Raw genomic sequence first — 18,387 nt, forward strand, 5'->3', positions numbered from 1 at the left:
TTCATCACTACGATAGACGGGGGAACGGGCATGGAGCATATCCTTCAAGTTCAGGATTTATCGGTAGCATTTCAGAATCGGGAGCAAGAGATTCAAGCGGTTCGAGGCGTAAGCTTCGTGGTCAACCCAGGCGAGACTCTCGGAATTGTGGGCGAATCAGGGAGTGGCAAGAGTGTTACAGCACGATCCATCATGCGCTTGCTGCCTTCATCGATAGCATCAAAGCAGAGAGGTACGATTAGTTTCTTAGGTGAGGACGTGGCGCGTTATTCAGAGTCCGACATGGAGAATATTCGTGGGCGTCACATCGGGATGATTTTTCAAGATCCAATGACTTCGTTGAATCCAACGATGAGCATTGGAAGTCAAATTGCAGAGAGCTTAATCAAGCATCAGGATATGACAGCTGCACAGGCAAAGGCGGAAGCGATCAACATGTTGAAGATGGTTGGGATCCGCAATAGTGAAGTGCGTTATTCTCACTATCCTCATGAATGCTCAGGCGGCATGCGCCAAAGAGTAATGATAGCTATCGCCCTTGCCTGCAGGCCGGCACTCCTCATTGCAGATGAACCGACAACTGCACTGGATGTTACAATTCAGGCGCAAATCTTGAATGTTATGAAGCATATGCAGAGAGAATTTGGTACTTCAATCATTCTCATTACGCATGACCTTGGTGTCGTTGCAGGGATGTGTGATCGCGTGCTCGTCATGAAGGAAGGAGAGATTGTGGAGGAAGGCCCGACCGTAGAGCTATTCGCCAATCCACAACATCCATATACGCTAAAATTATTGAACGCGCTTCCCCGATTACATGAGAAGAAGGTGAAGTCTGCCCCATTCGTTCGTCCTCGGTCAACTGATCAACGTCCATTGCTGGAGGTTCGTTCCTTAAAGCAGCATTTTGATTTGGGCAAAGGGAATATCGTAAAGGCAGTTAACGATATCAGCTTCTATATCCAAGAGGGGGAGACGCTTGGCGTCGTGGGAGAATCCGGCTGCGGCAAATCAACAACAGGAAGAGCGATATTGCGCCTGTATGAGCCAACTGGTGGTGATGTGCTGTATCAGGGCATGTCGGTAAACCGATTGTCAGCACAGGAGATGAAAATCGTTCGCAGGCATATGCAAATGATCTTTCAGGATCCGTACGCGTCATTGAATCCGAGATGGAAGGTTATCGATCTGATCGGTGAAGCGCTGGATGTTCACCGATTGGTCTCAAGCAAGCAAGAGCGGAAGAAGCGGGTAGAGGAGCTGCTCGATATGGTTGGGCTAGAGCCATCTCATGCTATGCGTTATCCGCATGAATTCTCTGGAGGGCAGCGTCAGCGCATCGGAATCGCTAGAGCGCTTGCGGTAGAACCGAAATTCATTGTGTGTGACGAACCACTATCAGCGCTTGATGTATCGATACAAGCCCAAATTGTGCAGCTGATGCAGGAGCTTCAGCAAAATCTTGGCTTAACCTACTTGTTCATTGCACATGACCTGTCTATGGTCAAGCATATTAGTGATCGGGTAGCTGTGATGTATCGCGGCAAAATCGTAGAGCTGGCAGAAAGCGAAGTATTGTATTCGAACCCGCAGCATGCGTATACGAAGTCATTATTAGCCGCAATTCCTGTACCAGATCCGCAGATCGAAATGCAGAAGCCACGTGCATTCATGGAAGAATTGGGGGAATCCGATCCGTATCAGCTGGATCGTTCCCGATTGGTCGAGGTTGCCTCGGGTCACTGGGTGTCCATTCCTTCGTAGGTCAAGCATATATGGGATATTTGACAATAATAACAAAAAAGCTCCTGTATCAGAACGCAAGTTGGTTCTGGTACAGGAGCTTTGCCCGTGTCTATGTAACGGGATTATCGAGTAGCAGAGGGTGAATGCTGCCCATGCCCTGGTTCGGTATCTTTATCTTCCAAGAAGCGATATCCGTCTGCAACCCATTCCAATGCCCCCGTATCTGGATGGATGACCATGCCATGCACAGGTACGTCAGAAGGAAGAAGCGGGTGCTTGCGCAGCACTTGTACGCTGTTCATTACCCCTTCATGGACATCATTGAAGCCTCGCAGCCAGTGGTGCAGCTTAATGCCGGAGTTCGTCAGCGTATCCAGAACAACATCTTCAACGCCGCGCTTTTTGGCCTTGTCGATAATTTGTTGAGAGTTCAAGCCAGTCATCCCGCAGCCATAGTGTCCGATAACGATAACCTCATCGGCTTCCAGTTCATAAATAGCGACAAGCACACTGCGCACAACACTTCCGAATGGCTGTGAAATGATTGCACCTGCGTTTTTAATAATTTTTACGTCGCCATTTCGCAAATTCATTGCTTTTGGAAGGAGCTCGACGAGTCGAGTATCCATGCATGTGATAATGACCATTTTCTTGTCGGGGAATTTGTCAGTCAAGTACTGTTCATATTCGCGTTTCTCGACGAATTCACGGTTGAAATCTAAAATGTTGGACATGTTGGACATGTTTTTCCCTCCCTTGCATGTTGACGCTTCATTTGTTGTCACGTCGATCCTTGCATGCGACATGTGTTGAATAAATTTGTTGTGCACTGCTCAGCTTGTAAAAGCCGCCTGTCCCCGATACATCAAGGTTCAATTTCTCATCAAAAAACACCATGTGATGCCGGTTCATGTAGATGTCAAGCGGGGCATTGCTTTGCAGCTGCACGTCATCTGCGTCAGCCTGCGGGGCGATCCATATGGCGGGCACGCCGTTGACGGCGCAGCCGCAGCCTTCCGTATCGTGTACAAGCTTGATAATTCCGCCATCTGCGGAGCTGAGACGCTGCTTGAGCTGCTCTTCGGCAGCTTCAGTCACTTGAATCCAAATTGACATCGAATCTGCTCCTTTATGGCTTGACATGTTCGAGTAAGTGTACAAATAGCAATGTAACAATGATTCCAAAATACGAATCGTTATTCACAATCGCTTTCGAATGTTGATTATATCGTTTTCACCGCGTATCATCAAGAAGGAAGACTATACATAATTCGAGGTGAAATAGGCATGAATGCGCAAAATGAGGCAATCTTGCAGAAATTTCGGGATATAACAACGAAACTGAAAAGTTATGGTGAAGCATTAAGCATTTTGCATTGGGATCTGCGTACAGGTGCTCCACGCAAGGGGGCTGAACAGCGTTCTAAAACAATCGGAGCATTGTCCGAGGATATGTTCAAGCTGTCCGTATCGGATGAGATGGGAGAATGTTTGGATGCATTGGAGCAGGCTGATGTATTCGGCGAACTGTCCGATGCAGATCGTAAAATGGTTACAGATGCGCGTAAGGAATACAACCGCAGCCGCAAAATTCCTCCCAAGCTGTATCAAGAATATGTCGTATTAACCTCGCATGCAGAGACGATGTGGGAGGAAGCGAAGGAAAAGGCTGATTTTGAAATGTTCGCTCCGTATTTGCGTGACATCGTAGCGAAGACGCAGCAATTGATCGACTATTGGGGCGTGAAGGACACGCGCTATGACACGCTGCTTGATATGTATGAGCCAGGGATGACGGTGGAGAAGCTGGATGCCATCTTTGGTAAACTGAAAGAAGGTCTTGTTCCGCTTGTACATGCTGTACAGGAGAAAGATGAACAGCCAGCGTATGAGTTCTTGCATCGTGATTACGCAATTGAGCAGCAGAAGGAAATCAGCCTGTATTTGCTGAAGGAAATGGGCTACGACTTCGAGGCTGGACGCTTGGATGAGAGCGTTCACCCATTTATGATCGGGTTGAACTCAGGCGATGTTCGTATTACGACGCATTATAAGAAGGATGATGCGGCGAGTGCGATATTCAGTTCTTTGCACGAAGGTGGCCATGCCTTGTATGAGCAGAACATTACTAAGGAATTCGATGGCACTCCATTGTCAACCGGAACATCGATGGGCATTCACGAATCGCAATCCCGATTCTGGGAGAACATGATCGGCCGCAGCCGTCCGTTCTGGAATCGTTACTACGGGGAATTGCAGCGTCTGTTCCCAGAGCAATTGAACGAAGTGGAAGTTGATACCTTCTACCGTGCAATTAACCGGGTAGAACCTTCCTTAATCCGTACGGATGCAGATGAAGTGACGTACAATTTGCATATCATAATCCGTTATGAGATCGAGAAGATGCTGTTCAATGAGAATCTGCCTGTTGAGGAGCTTCCTCGCGTGTGGAATGAGAAATATGAGTCTTATTTGGGCGTGCGTCCGAGCCATGCTGGAGAAGGGGTCTTGCAGGATGTGCACTGGTCAGGCGGCGGATTCGGCTACTTCCCATCGTATTCCCTTGGCAACATGTATGCCGCTCAAATGATGCATACGATGGAAAGCGCGCTTCCTAACTTAGAGACCCTCGTTGAAAATGGCCAGTTGGAGCCAATTAAGCAATGGTTGACGGAACAAGTGTATCAATACGGGAAGCTTTTGACTCCATCCGAGATCATTATGAAGGTAACTGGAGAGGCATTGAACCCGCAATATCTGGTCGATTATTTGACGAAGAAGACGAATGAAGTTTACGGCATGTAACCGAATCAATTTTGAATGTAGAACGCAGTCCCGGATGGGGCTGCGTTTTTTTATGATTTATGCTACTCATTCGGCGGCAGGGAGCACCTCAATCGCAACGATGGAGGATAAGCTTTTTTCAAGCGTTGCCATTTGATTAGGGTCGGGCGAATAACCATTTCAGTAATGGATGCATACAATGCAATAACCGAACAACAGGGCAGGTTCAATTAGGTAAGAGTTTACGCGATTATGGGTCGAGCAGATTGACTCAGAAGAGTACGAACAGGTTCCATGGTATACCCATTCCAGATAAGGAGGACAGATATCGGATGAGACACAAGTGGCGAATAGGTACCTTGGCCATCGTAGTTTTTGCTGTGCTGGTGCTTAGTGCATGTGGTTCAAGCAGTGATTTAGTGAAGATCAAGGTAGGAGAAGTGACGCGCTCTGTATTCTATGCCCCTGAGTATGTGGCGCTTGGCAAGGAATTCTTCAAGGAGGAAGGACTGGACGTTGATCTACAGACGACTTCTGGCGGAGATAAGACAATGACAGCGCTGCTCTCAGGGGGAATTGATGTAGCGCTTGTTGGCTCAGAGACGTCCATCTATGTTGCACAGCAGGGGGCTGAGGATCCGGTTATTAATTTTGCGCAGCTCACGCAAACAGATGGCACGTTCCTCGTTGCCCGTGAGAAAAAGGACGGCTTCGATTGGGATCAACTGAAGGGAAGTACATTCCTCGGACAGCGCAAGGGCGGAATGCCTCAGATGGCAGGGGAATTTACGCTGAAGAAGCATGGCATTGATCCACACAAAGACCTGCAGCTCATTCAGAATATTGATTTCGCCAATATTGCGTCAGCATTCGCTTCAGGGACTGGCGAATATGTACAGCTATTCGAGCCGCAGGCTTCTATTTTTGAGAAAGAAGGCAAGGGGGTTGTTGTCGCCTCATTCGGTGTAGAGAGCGGCAAGCTTCCTTATACGGCCTTCATGTCTAAGCAGAGCTATATCTCTAAGAACAAGGATGCTGTACAGAAGTTCACGAATGCGATCTATAAAGCGCAGCAATGGGTAGAGAAGCAGTCCGCTGAAGAGATTACCGATGTTATTCTGCCATTCTTCAAGGATGCTGACCGGGATATTGTCGCAAGTGCGGTTAAGCGGTATAAGGAACAACAATCGTATGCCGCAGATCCAGTCCTGGATGAGCAGGAATGGAACAATCTGCTGGATGTGCTAGATTCGGCAGGGGAGTTGAAATCTCGTGTACATCACGAGCAGATCGTTACGAATGAATTTGCCGAGAAAGCGATAAAGCTGGTGAAATGACGGATGCCCATAACGCTCATTCGAAGGGAGGCGCCTCAATGATACCTGCAGTAGAGCTATCCCGTGTGACTCATGTCTATGTGACAGATCGAGAAGCGAAGCTGGCAGTAAATGAACTAACCGCTTCCATCATGCCGGGCGAGTTCGTTAGTCTGGTTGGGCCGAGCGGCTGCGGCAAGACAACAATACTATCCATTATCGCTGGCCTGATGAAGCCAACCTACGGATATGTAAATGTATATGGTCAGCGAGTGAGCGGTACCTCATCTCATGTCGGCTATATGCTTCAACAGGACTATCTCTTCCCTTGGAGATCGATTCTTGACAATGCATGCATGGGGCTGGAACTGACAAAACAGTTAACCCCTGAGATGAAGGAGAGAGTTGTTCAGCTGCTTAACGGAATGGGACTCGAAGGGACAGAGAAGCTGTATCCTCATCAACTGTCCGGCGGAATGAGGCAGCGTGTTGCACTGGTCAGGACGCTTGCGACGGAACCGGAGCTTATGCTGCTGGATGAACCCTTCTCTGCCTTGGATTACCAGACGAAGCTGCAATTGGAGGATTTGGTCGTGGAAACTTTGCGTCTACGAAATAAGACGGCCATTCTCGTTACCCACGATCTGTCAGAGGCAATAGCCGTTAGTGATCGGGTGATTGTGTTGAACCGTGATCCAGGCAGCATTCGGCGAACATTCGTCATACCAGAGTCAATCCGCAACTCCCAACCCTTCTATGCACGTGAGCAGGAAGGATTCAATGATCTGTTCCATGACTTGTGGAAGGAACTTGAGGCGTCAGATCGGAGGGAAAGCAATGAGCCGACATTCGGATCTTGATGATTCACCGCCCATACCCCATCCCTCAGATAATACGAAGGAGCTAGTAGCATCGACCTATGCGCAATATCGCGCACGCAGACGTGCACTGTCAACATCAGTTACGGTGACACAGCTAATCATTCTAATCTCCTGTATAGCGCTCTGGGAGCTAGCAGGCCGACTGAAGTGGATCGATGTTCTGTTATTCAGTTATCCGAGCAAGGTAGGCGCGCAAATTGTGCAGGATGTCATGAACGGTTCCATTTGGCCCCATTTAGGGATGACAGTAGGTGAGACGATTGTAGGCTTTGTACTCGGTACTGTTTTCGGCACTCTGCTTGCCGTGCTCATTTGGTGGTCAGAATTTCTTGCGCGAGTGCTAGATCCGTACATGGTTGTCTTCAACAGCATGCCGAAAGTTGCGCTTGGCCCCTTGTTCATCGTCGGGTTTGGAGCGGGATTTACAGCCATTGTGGCTACCACTTTATCCATCACCGTAATCATAACAACCATTGTTGTGTACAATAGCTTTCGGGAAGTCGATCCAAATTACATCAAGGTTGTCCGTGTATTTGGGGGCGGGAAGCGGACGATATTTCGCAAGGTCGTTCTGCCGGCCTCATTTCCTGCGATCGTGTCCACGCTGAAGGTGAATGTCGGGCTTGCATGGGTAGGTGTAATTGTTGGTGAATTTCTTGTATCCAAGGTAGGGCTTGGATATTTGATTATATATGGATTTCAAGTGTTTAATTTTACACTGGTTATGTCATCGCTTGTCATTATCGCAATTGTGGCTACACTAATGTATAAAGCAGTTGCGTTCGTAGAGCGGAAAATCGTGAATCGTACGTAATCCGTATATGTTCTCGTGGTTTGCCGAAGTGTATATGGAGTGACAGGGGAATGCCAATGAATGGCATTCCTCTTTTTTTGCAACACGACATCCGAGTCGATATAATGAACATGTATCATAAGAAGATAACATTACATAAGGGTCTCATTGAAGGAGCGTACTCGCACATGGTGTTCGGATTTGTTGGTATTCGTGTCATTAAGACAGCGATCGCGTCAATATTGGCGATAATCGTTGCTAACCTTGCAGGAGCAGTGAATCCGCTAGGGGCGGGCTTGCTAGCTATATTAGGAGTGGATGTTACCCGCAAGCGCAGCATAAAGACCGTGTCGGCGCGATTTCTGGCATCGGTTGTCGGCTTGCTGCTAGCTTCATTATTGTTCGGGCTTCTCGGTTTCGAGCTATGGGTGCTGGCTTTATACATATTAGTTGCATTCCCGATTATCGCTAAGCTTAATTTCAAGGAAGGAATCGTAACAAGCTCAGTCGTTGTGTTCCATATCTATGGCGCAGGAACCTTAACGCTGCATGGCGTGTTGAACGAAGTGCTTCTGTTGGCCATTGGACTTGGTGCAGCCAGTGTCGTCAATCTGGTGTATATGCCGAATGAAGAGGATAAGCTTGTCCGAATTAAGAAGGAAGTCGATGCTTACTTTTCCCTGATTTTCACACAAATTAGCTCCAATCTGAGGGATACAACCTATGTATGGGATGGACATGAAATTATTGATGCGGATGAAAAAGTAAATGAAGGAATCTTTATTGCCTCGAAGGCATTGGAGAATCGACTCATGCGTACGGATGATATTCATGCCGATGAGCAGTGGCTGATTTATTTCTACATGCGCAAGGCGCAGCTGGAAAATGTGCAGGGAATCCTTCAGCTGCTCTCTCAAGTGTATCAATCATTCCCTCAGTGCTATTTAGTAGCAGATGTATTCGATCAATTGAGCGAGGATGTGAAGGAGCCGCATTATACGGGCAAGACAGAACAGCTTCTGAATGATTTGGACGAGGTATTCCGTCAAATGGATTTGCCTGTTACACGTGGAGAATTTGAAGTGCGTGCAGCCGTCTTGCAAGTAATTCGCGAGCTTCAACAATATTTGAAGATAGCGAAAAGAGATAAGAAACAACTTCGACTTGGCGTGTAACCCGCGTCAGGCCAGCATATGTTGACTCTCAAAAAATGCGTTCACTCTTAAAAAATTGTTGTCACCCTAGACGACTGTCCTGCATACACTTTAATTGAATGATTGTATGGAGGAGGTCCACAGGATGGCAAACACAGAAAAACACCACTGCCGGGAAATCATCACGAAAGCAGTCTGCGGCAAAGGTCGTAAGTTCTCTGTCGTCACACATACCGTCTCTCCGCCTAATCATCCGACAAGCATATTGGGGGCTTGGCTCATAAACCATCAATATGAATCGGTGCGGGCAGGAGACGGCATTGAAGTAATTGGTACTTACGATATCAACATCTGGTATTCATACGACAACAATTCCCAAACTGACGTTGCGAAAGAAACGGTGTCGTATGTAGATCTCGTTCCGCTGTCGTATGTTGATCCGAAGCATCGTTCTTCCACTGTTGAGGTATCTGCGGAAGCAGTTCAGGAACCGAACTGCGTTGAAGCTAGTGTATCTTCGCATGGACGCGGTGTGACTATTCGTGTTGAGCGGGAATTCGTTGTGGAAATGGTTGCAGAGACAAAGGTATGTGTTCTCGTTTGTAAGGACGGGTGCAATGATTTCGAAGACAAGGATTTTGACTTTAGTGTTCAGGATGAGAGCTTCGACGACTTGGAACCGGACTTGACGGATGAGGAGTTGTAATCATCGCCGCAGGCCCTGACCGCTTGCGGCGGTTTCTCATTTCCTATTGAGGATACTCTCAACCAACATGCGCATGGTGGGTGAGCTGCTGCAAAACCTGTGCTTACAAACTTGATGATATACCCACAGGATATGCAGTAAAGGAAAGATTGTAGAGGGCGGGAGCCCTCCTTTTTTTTGGATTCGCAACAAAAATTCAGGTAATGTTGTTGGTTGGCCTCATAGCTGCAATGTGAATCTAATCAGGATGTAATCATATATGCTGGATGCGAAGGGGGAGGCGACGTTGAGCCGAGACCTTGCTTGTGAAGATAGCGTGGTTGTCATAACGGATGACCGGGAAGCCGCCAACATGTGGAAGCAGTATAAAGTGAAGGCGGTCTCCAATACGAGATATGTGCGAGCCGGAGCTAGGTCAATTGCTGTTCAGGAGCTTGGGAAATTAATCGTATGGTGGAAACGCAGTATGGCACAGCGGAATCGGGAGGATGCGGAGAGAGTAGTGGATCGTCAGGAGGAAGAGGGCGCAATCGTACTCAATCGCTATGCTGCGAGTTGGCGCTCAAGCACCATGCGTGAACGCTTGAAGCTATGGGGGTTGCCTGTGGCCGAATGGGCTACGTGGGCAGATGAATTGCCGCCGAATTCGGGCCAGCATTACGTTCGTTCTATATGCTTCTGGGTCAATGGCTGTCGTATCGTTGCTGCCGCACAGAGTTCAACTCCTCCGCAGGGTCTTCCCATGTATCGTGCGCTTGATGATTGGTCCAAGCCGCCTTATCGCCGGCTTGCCCGGCTGGCTCTGCGAGCTGCATATGCAGTAGGCTGGGACATCGCTGCGGTTACGCTGCGCTGCACACCATCTTCTGCCGTGGAGGGAATGACAGACTTGCCAGCGGGTGTGCTGGATGAGCCCCAGTTGGGTGATGTAATCGTGCATATCGACCCTATACCGCAGCGAATTCCATCATGGGTACGGGAGAGGTATGCTGCAGCATGGCATGAGGAGACAATACAGCATTCACGAATTCGGAACAAGGGAACACAACTGAAGCTTGGGATGGATGTAGAATTAATTCTATATGATGCCCATGCCGAGAAGATCGTCCCTGCCGTTCGGTACTTACCCAAGGGTGGAGCCGCAGGTTGTGATGCGGTGCGTCTGCAAGGACGTGTCATCTATCCTCTGATGGAGCTTCGTCCGGAACCTGCTGAGCGTCCTGCCCAGCTTGTGGAGCATTTGTGCAGGGCTATGCAGCTTGCAGACCGTATCATTGCAGAGAAGCGTGCTTCTCACATGCAGGATTCCAAGCTCGTATGGCTGGGTGGATCGCATCCAGCAGGAAAATTCTCGCTCGGAGGGCATATCCATGTTAGTGGAATTTGGCTAACCTCAGACTTGATAAGAGCGTTGGATACTTATGTAGCTCTGCCGCTGGCTCTTCTTGAGAATCCAGCGGGTTCATTAAGGAGGCGTCCAGGGTATGGGACGTATGGGGATGTGCGCGAACATGATCATGGCGGTGAGGGCGGATTTGAATACCGAACACTTCCATGCTTTATTATGACGCCGGTCCTGACATTAGAGGTTCTAACCTTATTCCGTACGGTTGCAGTGGTTTATCCAAAGCTGACTAGGCGCGATAGTGTGCGTGAAGAGGTGATTCAAGCATTCCATGCTTATCCGACAAGGCGCGATAATTATCTCACAGATGCGGGAAGACAACCTATGCGCATGCTGGCGTTAGAGCTTATGGACGACTTGCTGAGAGAAGTGAGGAAGTGCAGGAATGAATGGAGAGATGATAGCCTATCGGTACAGGCCGAACATGCTATTCAAGCGCTGTCTCATCGCATAAGAGCACAATGGATATGGGATGAGCAGGAGGATTTGCGGAGTACATGGTTGGGATCGAGTGAGCGGTGACTGCGTGAAATGCGCGTGAGTCCCCGCTCTTTTTTTGATATAATAGAGTTCTACTTATGTTATCGGAGGGTGTTTATGGTGAAGCTGACACCGATGATGGAACAATATTTGAGCATCAAGGAGCAGGTTAAGGATGCCTTTTTGTTTTTCCGCCTCGGGGATTTTTACGAGATGTTCTTTGACGATGCGATTCAAGCATCGAAGGAATTGGAGATTACACTGACGGGTAGAGGCAGCAGCGGTGCAGAGGATCGTATCCCAATGTGTGGCGTGCCTTATCATTCGGCAGATAATTATATTCAGAGATTAATTGAAAAGGGATATAAGGTTGCCATCTGTGAACAGGTGGAGGATCCAGCGGAAGCTAAGGGAGTCGTCCGCCGGGAAATCGTCCGGATTGTGACGCCAGGCACAGTCATGGAAGGCAAGCTGATCGACGATAAGTCGAATCATTATCTAGTCTGTCTATCCCAAGGGAGTACCAGCAATGCACTGGCTGCCTGTGATCTTTCCACAGGGGAACTGATTGTTACTTCAGCACCGATCGGGCAATCTTGGCTTATTGATGAGCTGAATGTCTATATGCCGACAGAAGTTATTGGCCATCCTGCATTGCTGCAAGAGGCGGAGCCGCTTACGAAGGCGTGGAATCGTTCTGTTCTGTTTACCGAATGGAGCCGCAAGGATGAAGTATTGGCAAGGCAGCAGTTCGGCGAAGCCGTCTGGACTCGACTTGAGGATGAGCGGCAGCAGGCGCTTGCTATGCTGATGGGGTATTTGCAAGAAACACAGAAGCGCTCATTGAGTCAGCTGACGAATATTCGAACTTACGACCCGGATCAATATCTGGTGTTAGATCCTTTTACACGTCGTAATTTGGAGCTTACGGAAACCGTGCGTGAGCGTGCGAAGAAAGGCTCCCTGCTCTGGCTGCTTGATCGCACCGAGACGTCGATGGGGGCAAGGCTGCTTCGTCGCTGGATTGACAAGCCGCTCATGAATCGGCAGGCCATTGAGGAGCGCTTAGAGGCCGTTGATACGCTGTATCATCATCTCATATGGCGAGAAGAGCTGCGTGAGCAGTTGTCCTCGGTATATGATCTGGAGCGTCTTGTAGGCCGGATTGCCTTCGGTACGGCGAACGGTCGTGATCTCGTTGCACTGAAGTCTTCACTGAGTCAGATTCCGATGCTGAAGCAGTTATGCGTGCAGACATCGTCTGCAACACTTCACAATCTTGTTAGTGAATTGGATGCATGTGGAGATATCCACGATTGGATTGAACGTGCGGTGGTGGACGAGCCTCCGGTATCGGTACGTGACGGTGGACTTATTAAGCCAGGATACGATGAATATCTTGATCAGCTCCGAGAAGCAAGTGTGAACGGCAAGCGCTGGATCGCTGAGCTGGAGCGCAGAGAGAAGGAAGCGACCGGAATCAAGTCGCTTAAGATCGGATACAACAAGGTATTCGGCTATTATATCGAGGTAACGAAGTCGAATTTGTCATCCCTGCCGGAAGGACGATATGAGCGTAAGCAGACGCTGGCGAATGCAGAACGATTCGTAACGCCTGAATTGAAGGAGAAGGAAGCGCTAATTCTCGAGGCTGAGGATAAGATGCTCGGCTTGGAGTACGAGCGCTTTAGCGAGCTGCGTCAGCGCATTGGAGGCGAGATTCGCCGCCTGCAGGCATTGGCAGAAGCAGTTGCTGAAATAGACGTCTACCAATCACTCGCTGCAGTCAGTGCAGCTAGGAGATATGTTCGTCCGGCATTCACGGAGCAATTGGATATGCATATTGCTGAGGGACGCCATCCCGTTGTGGAGGCCGTCATGCAGGGTGGAGACTTCATGGCGAACGATACCGAGCTGACAGAGCAGAATGAGACGATGCTGCTCATAACAGGGCCGAATATGGCAGGTAAGAGCACGTACATGCGTCAAGTAGCCCTGATATCGATCATGGCGCAGATTGGATGCTTCGTTCCAGCTGAACGAGCGTCTATGCCGATTGTCGATCGGATCTTCACGAGAATTGGAGCTGCAGATGATCTAATTGGCGGTCAGAGTACGTTTATGGTGGAAATGATGGATATACAGGTGATGACAGAGAAGGCAACGCGCCGCAGTTTGGTCATCATTGACGAGCTGGGTCGTGGCACATCAACGAGTGAGGGGATGTCCATTGCACAGGCTGTAGTGGAATATGTCCACGATCGAATCGGCTGTAAGGCGCTCGTTTCGACCCATTTCCATGAATTGGCGCATATGGCGGATCGCCTGCCACGATTGAAGAATGTATGCATGGCCGTGCAGGAAAGCGGTAATCAAGTTACCTTCCTGCGTAAGTTGATTTCAGGCGCAGCCAGCACAAGCTATGGTATCTATTGTGCACGTCTTGCGGGTCTCCCTGATCAAATTATTAATCGTGCATACGACCTGTTGAAGCAGTATGAGACAACGGATCGTGAAGGGACAACACATGCATCCCCTTCGAGTTCGCAGCAAGAGCTTCCTGTCAATCATGTGGAACAGCTGTCCTTATTCGGATGGGATCAGACTGCGGTATCTGCGGATAGTCCCATTCAGTCACCTACACAGCATGTGAAGCCTTTGCAAGACAGTCAGACAGATGACGAGCAATCTGTCATGAGTATGGCAAGTACTGCCGAGACCCATCAAGCGGCACAGCAAGAGAAGCCGGATCATTCCGTTCAATACAGTGCTGAAGTAATAGCAATGAAGGAGTTCATCGGCACTTTGACAGATGTAGATGTGATGTCAATGACTCCATTGGAAGCAATGAATCAACTGCATGATCTGATGAAGCGGGCACGTGAAATTACTCGTGAATCCTAATGAATAGAGCATGAGAAATCGAGAGTTAAGGAGGTGTGAGAGATGGCAATTATTAAAATATTGGACGAGCACATTGCCAACCAGATTGCCGCAGGCGAAGTAGTGGAGCGTCCTTCATCGGTTGTGAAGGAGCTGGTTGAGAACTCGATAGATGCAGGAGCTACACGTATTGATGTATCCGTTGAAGAAGGGGGCCTGCAGCTCATCCGAGTAAAAGACAATGGCTCCGGTATAGCGGATGATGATGCGGAAAATGCCTTTTTGCGGCATGCGACGAGCAAGATCCAGACAGGGAAAGATCTATTCTCGATTCGCAGTCTAGGGTTCCGAGGAGAGGCACTTCCGAGTATTGCGGCTGTTGCCAAGGTAGAGTTGGTAACGTCGACAGAATCTAGCGGGTTAGGCAGGCGGCTTGTTATTGAAGGCGGTGCGATCAAATCATATGAGCCCGCACAGTCCATGCAAGGGACGGAGATTACGGTACGTGAACTGTTCTATAATACGCCTGCACGGTTAAAGTATATGAAAACAATCCAGACGGAGCTGGGGCATATCTCTGATCTCATCTATCGTTTGGCGTTATCGTATCCAAGTATAGCGTTTACCTTGAAGCATAATGAGCACACTCTGCTGCAAACGATTGGCAATGGAGACTTATTGCAGGTTATTGCCTCTGTATATGGCGTCCAGACAGCGAAAGGGATGCTGCAGGTCAAGGGAGAACACTTGGACTTCGAGGTGCAAGGCTATATTGGCAAGCCTGAATTAACGCGCTCAAACCGCAATGCGATGTCATGGATGATCAATGGCAGATATGTCAGAAGCTTTCCGCTGAATCAAGCGATACTTCGTGCGTACCATACGTTCTTGCCGATCAATCGCTACCCGATGCTCGTGCTTCATGTGACGATGCACCCTTCTCTCGTGGATGTGAATGTGCATCCTGCCAAGCTTGAAGTTCGCTTCAGCAAAGAGGCAGAGTTGTGCGCATTCATCGAAGAGACCGTGAAGCAATTGCTGCATAAGCAGCGTCTTATTCCTGAAGCGGCTCCGAAGAAGGCGAAGGTGCGAACATATGTCGAGCAAGCAGAGCTTCAATGGGAAGCTGCGGAGACGATAGCGGCCAATCAAGAGAAGCAATTAAAGCCAATGGGGGCGCTAGTCATTGAGTCTGATCCGTCCTCTGCCGCGCAATTAGCGAAGGAAGATCGGGAGCAGTCACGAAGCAATGCTGAAACATCCCATCAACCTAACGTGCAGCGACAACCTGAACTAACGGGGAAATGGAATCAGACCGCAGCAGCCGAAATGTCTCGTGTTGCTCCAGAAGCCTTGCAACCTCCAAATGAATCCGTTATTGATTCTATTGCACTAAGTGGCTCGGTAGAACAGAAGAAGACGGAGCAGCAACAACTGCAAGAGATAGGTCGCAAGAACGAGGATGAGCTGGCTGTAGCTGCAAGTGCAGATCCAGTGGCTATTAAGTCCTCTGAATCGACTTCTAGTAACGAGGACACCGTAGACAGTCCGGCGAAACTCAAGCAAGCTGTGGATCACGAATTGACTCCATCAACTTCCTATGATGCAGAGACAGCATCGATTGCAAACGGTCAAGAGGAGAGAGATAGAGTTCGAGAGACGTCTCCTTCTTATGGTAGCCGCAATGCGGGAAGCTCCAATACGAGTGCTTATTCGAATCCTTATTCGAATGCTAAGCAGCAAGCAGGGCAAGCCGCAGTGAAGGCCGGTGCGGAGAAATGGAAGGAATGGCTGACGGAGGAAGGTAGTACGGACAACGCTGCATTGCCGAAGTTCCCAGCACTTTCTTACATTGGTCAGCTGCACGGAACATACTTGATCGCTTCGAATGAAGAGGGGCTCTATTTAATTGATCAGCATGCAGCGCATGAACGAATCAATTATGAATATTATTTTGAGCGATTCGGCAAGCCGGTAGAAGCCTCTCAAGAGCTGCTTCTGCCGATCACATTAGAGTTTACCCCTGCTGATGCGGAGCGGATTCGATCCCGTATGCATTTGCTGGAGCAGGTCGGGATCGTCATGGAGCCATTTGGGGGCCAAACATTCCTAGTTCGTTCCCATCCATACTGGTTCCCTAAAGGGGAAGAAACGGATATTATTCAAGAAATGACGGACTGGGTGTTGAGCGAGAAGGCGCCCGATATTGCGAAATTAAGAGAGGCCTCAGCGACGATGTGCTCTTGTAAGGCATCGATTAAAGCGAATCAGCGCTTGACAGCAGCTGAGGCGGAGACGCTATTCGTCCGATTGGGAACATGCCGCCAGCCATTTACATGTCCGCATGGCAGGCCGATCGTCATTCGATTTACAACTTACGATCTGGAGAAAATGTTTAAGCGGGTAATGTAAGAATAGCTGGGGATTTGTAATTCCCTTTCCACAGCGTATATAATGAGGAGGAGCAAATGATAGTCACGACAGGCGAGTATACGTCACCAGAGCTTAAAGAGCGAGCTCGGAAGATGGCCAAGCTGTTCGGATGGTTCTATGCTGAACGACGCGATCAGACCTTGCCTCGTATGCAGCGTAGATATGGCGACGATGAATTTCTCGTCTATCTCAACAATTGTGTCCGCTATATGAAGTTAGGGGTCACGGAGCTGACTTATCATCCGAGTATGGCCTATGTGCGGGCGAAGCGGATTTTGTCCGGAGATGCGGACGGGATGATTACAGCGAGTGGTGTTGCGCCTGGCGATGAGGTGTTAGACTGTACGGCAGGCCTAGCAGGGGATTCTCTGGTGTTTGCCGTCACGGTAGGCCCCAATGGGAAGGTTACAGCGCTGGAGAGTGAGCCATCACTGTTTGCGCTTGTGCACGAAGGGCTGCAGCTGTATGAGAGTGGTGTGGACGAGGTTACGGGAGCGATGCGCCGTATTGTGATGAAGCAGGCTGAACATCTAAGCATGCTCAGTTCACTGCCAAGCCGTTCCGTCGATGTGGTATACTTTGATCCGATGTTCCGCTCTCCCGTTACAAGCTCGGCATCGATTGATCCGCTGCGTACGATGGCGAACCATAAAGCCTTGACGCATGAAGCGATTGCGGAAGCTTGCCGTGTGGCGCGCAAGAGAGTGGTCATGAAGGAAGTAAAGAACAGCGAAGAATTTGCCCGGCTAGGATTCACCCGTGTGTTACCATCCGGAGCGAAATTGGCATATGGGGTGATTGACATTGCTGGAGGCAACGATGAGTAATAAACCGAGGCTGCTTGTACTCATTGGACCGACTGCGGTTGGAAAGACGAAGCTTAGTCTTGACTTGGCTAAGAAATTCCAATGTGAGGTTATATCCGGTGACAGTATGCAGGTATATCGGCAAATGGATATTGGTACAGCTAAGCTGCCAGTAGAGCAGCGAGAGGGCATTCCACACCATTTAATGGATATATTAGATCCCGATGAGCCGTATTCGGTCGCTGATTTTCAACTTCAGTGCCGGACACTTATCGACGAGATCGCGAACCGCAATCATACCCCATTTATCGTCGGGGGAACTGGGCTCTATGTTGAATCAGTATGCTACGGGTATGAATTCAGTGAACACGGTGCAGATGAAGCATTCCGTCAAGAAATGGTGGAATTTGCAGCTTCTCACGGTGCAGAAGCGCTTCTGGAGCGCTTGCGGGGAGTGGATCCGGAAACTGCTGACAAACTGCATGCCAATGATCAGCGCAGAGTAATTAGAGCCTTGGAAGTATATCATCTTACAGGCGAGCCATTTTCGAAGCAATTAGGCCGTCAGAAAAAGGAGTCGCCGTTCGATCTGTGTATCATAGGTTTGACAATGGATAGGCAGATGCTATATAAACGAATAGAGGCAAGAGTTGATATGATGATGGAGGAGGGGCTGGTGGAAGAAGTTCGCCGGCTGCTCGAACAGGGCTACTCGCGAAATCTCGTATCGATGCAAGGCCTTGGCTACAAGGAAATCGCAGCGTATATTGAAGGTGACATGTCACTCGATGCTGCCGTTGAACTGCTTAAGCGCGATACAAGAAGATTTGCGAAGCGCCAGCTCTCTTGGTTCCGGCACATGAAGGATATTCACTGGGTTGATGTCACAGAATCAGATTGTGCAGATCAACAATTTGAACAAATTTGTAAGCTCATAGCAGGAAAGTTTCGATAACAGGTTGAATATATTTCAACACAATCTCATGATTATTGGGGGTAC

At 49.0% G+C, this 18,387-nt stretch carries 14 protein-coding genes; 12 read left to right on the top strand and 2 right to left on the bottom strand.

The window, feature by feature from the left end:
• Positions 1 to 30: 30 nt before the first annotated feature.
• Positions 31 to 1,764: an ABC transporter ATP-binding protein gene (locus PBN151_RS05690; protein ID WP_072728052.1), complete on the top strand. Its 1,734-nt coding sequence runs from the start codon at positions 31 to 33 to the stop codon at positions 1,762 to 1,764.
• Between the two features lie 104 nt (positions 1,765 to 1,868).
• Here the strand turns inward: PBN151_RS05690 and PBN151_RS05695 are convergent, their stop codons facing one another.
• Positions 1,869 to 2,489 (bottom strand): beta-class carbonic anhydrase, encoded by a 621-nt coding sequence (locus PBN151_RS05695; RefSeq protein ID WP_021253946.1) that lies wholly within the window; start codon positions 2,487 to 2,489, stop codon positions 1,869 to 1,871.
• Between the two features lie 28 nt (positions 2,490 to 2,517).
• Positions 2,518 to 2,862 carry an iron-sulfur cluster biosynthesis family protein gene (locus tag PBN151_RS05700; RefSeq protein WP_021253945.1) on the bottom strand — a complete coding sequence of 115 codons (345 nt, stop codon included), beginning with the start codon at positions 2,860 to 2,862 and terminating at the stop codon, positions 2,518 to 2,520.
• 171 nt (positions 2,863 to 3,033) lie between these two features.
• Between PBN151_RS05700 and PBN151_RS05705 the strand changes: the two genes are divergently transcribed.
• From PBN151_RS05705 to miaA, 11 genes are all read left to right on the top strand, one after another.
• Positions 3,034 to 4,551: a carboxypeptidase M32 gene (locus tag PBN151_RS05705; RefSeq protein WP_072728053.1), complete on the top strand. Its 1,518-nt coding sequence runs from the start codon at positions 3,034 to 3,036 to the stop codon at positions 4,549 to 4,551.
• A gap of 311 nt (positions 4,552 to 4,862) precedes the next feature.
• Positions 4,863 to 5,867: an ABC transporter substrate-binding protein gene (locus PBN151_RS05710; protein WP_072728054.1), complete on the top strand. Its 1,005-nt coding sequence runs from the start codon at positions 4,863 to 4,865 to the stop codon at positions 5,865 to 5,867.
• Between the two features lie 38 nt (positions 5,868 to 5,905).
• Positions 5,906 to 6,706, top strand: a complete 801-nt coding sequence (locus tag PBN151_RS05715; RefSeq protein WP_072728056.1) for an ABC transporter ATP-binding protein — start codon at positions 5,906 to 5,908, stop codon at positions 6,704 to 6,706.
• A complete protein-coding gene (locus tag PBN151_RS05720; protein ID WP_139295276.1) occupies positions 6,684 to 7,541 on the top strand; it encodes an ABC transporter permease in 858 nt (285 codons plus the stop codon). The genes PBN151_RS05715 and PBN151_RS05720 overlap by 23 nt, the downstream gene beginning before the upstream one ends.
• Before the next feature lie 167 nt (positions 7,542 to 7,708).
• Complete coding sequence (locus PBN151_RS05725; RefSeq protein ID WP_028533063.1) at positions 7,709 to 8,695, top strand: aromatic acid exporter family protein; 987 nt, start codon at positions 7,709 to 7,711, stop codon at positions 8,693 to 8,695.
• 124 nt (positions 8,696 to 8,819) lie between these two features.
• Entirely contained in the window at positions 8,820 to 9,380 is a 561-nt protein-coding gene (locus PBN151_RS05730; RefSeq protein WP_021253939.1) for an outer spore coat protein CotE, read from the top strand.
• Positions 9,381 to 9,639: 259 nt separating this feature from the next.
• Complete coding sequence (locus PBN151_RS05735; RefSeq protein ID WP_072728058.1) at positions 9,640 to 11,307, top strand: putative amidoligase domain-containing protein; 1,668 nt, start codon at positions 9,640 to 9,642, stop codon at positions 11,305 to 11,307.
• Between the two features lie 75 nt (positions 11,308 to 11,382).
• Positions 11,383 to 14,169: a DNA mismatch repair protein MutS gene (gene mutS / locus PBN151_RS05740; protein WP_072728060.1), complete on the top strand. Its 2,787-nt coding sequence runs from the start codon at positions 11,383 to 11,385 to the stop codon at positions 14,167 to 14,169.
• Positions 14,170 to 14,211: 42 nt separating this feature from the next.
• Entirely contained in the window at positions 14,212 to 16,560 is a 2,349-nt protein-coding gene (mutL, locus tag PBN151_RS05745; protein WP_072728062.1) for a DNA mismatch repair endonuclease MutL, read from the top strand.
• 56 nt (positions 16,561 to 16,616) lie between these two features.
• On the top strand, positions 16,617 to 17,408 hold the full coding sequence (locus PBN151_RS05750) for a class I SAM-dependent methyltransferase (protein ID WP_072728063.1): 792 nt from the start codon (positions 16,617 to 16,619) through the stop codon (positions 17,406 to 17,408).
• The gene (gene miaA, locus PBN151_RS05755; RefSeq protein WP_021253934.1) at positions 17,401 to 18,342 is read left to right on the top strand and encodes a tRNA (adenosine(37)-N6)-dimethylallyltransferase MiaA; all 942 of its coding nucleotides are present in this window, start codon (positions 17,401 to 17,403) and stop codon (positions 18,340 to 18,342) included. The genes PBN151_RS05750 and miaA overlap by 8 nt, the downstream gene beginning before the upstream one ends.
• Positions 18,343 to 18,387 lie beyond the last annotated feature (45 nt).

This window comes from Paenibacillus sp. NAIST15-1, assembly GCF_001894745.1.
GTDB classification, from domain to species: Bacteria; Bacillota; Bacilli; order Paenibacillales; family Paenibacillaceae; genus Paenibacillus_B; species Paenibacillus_B suaedae.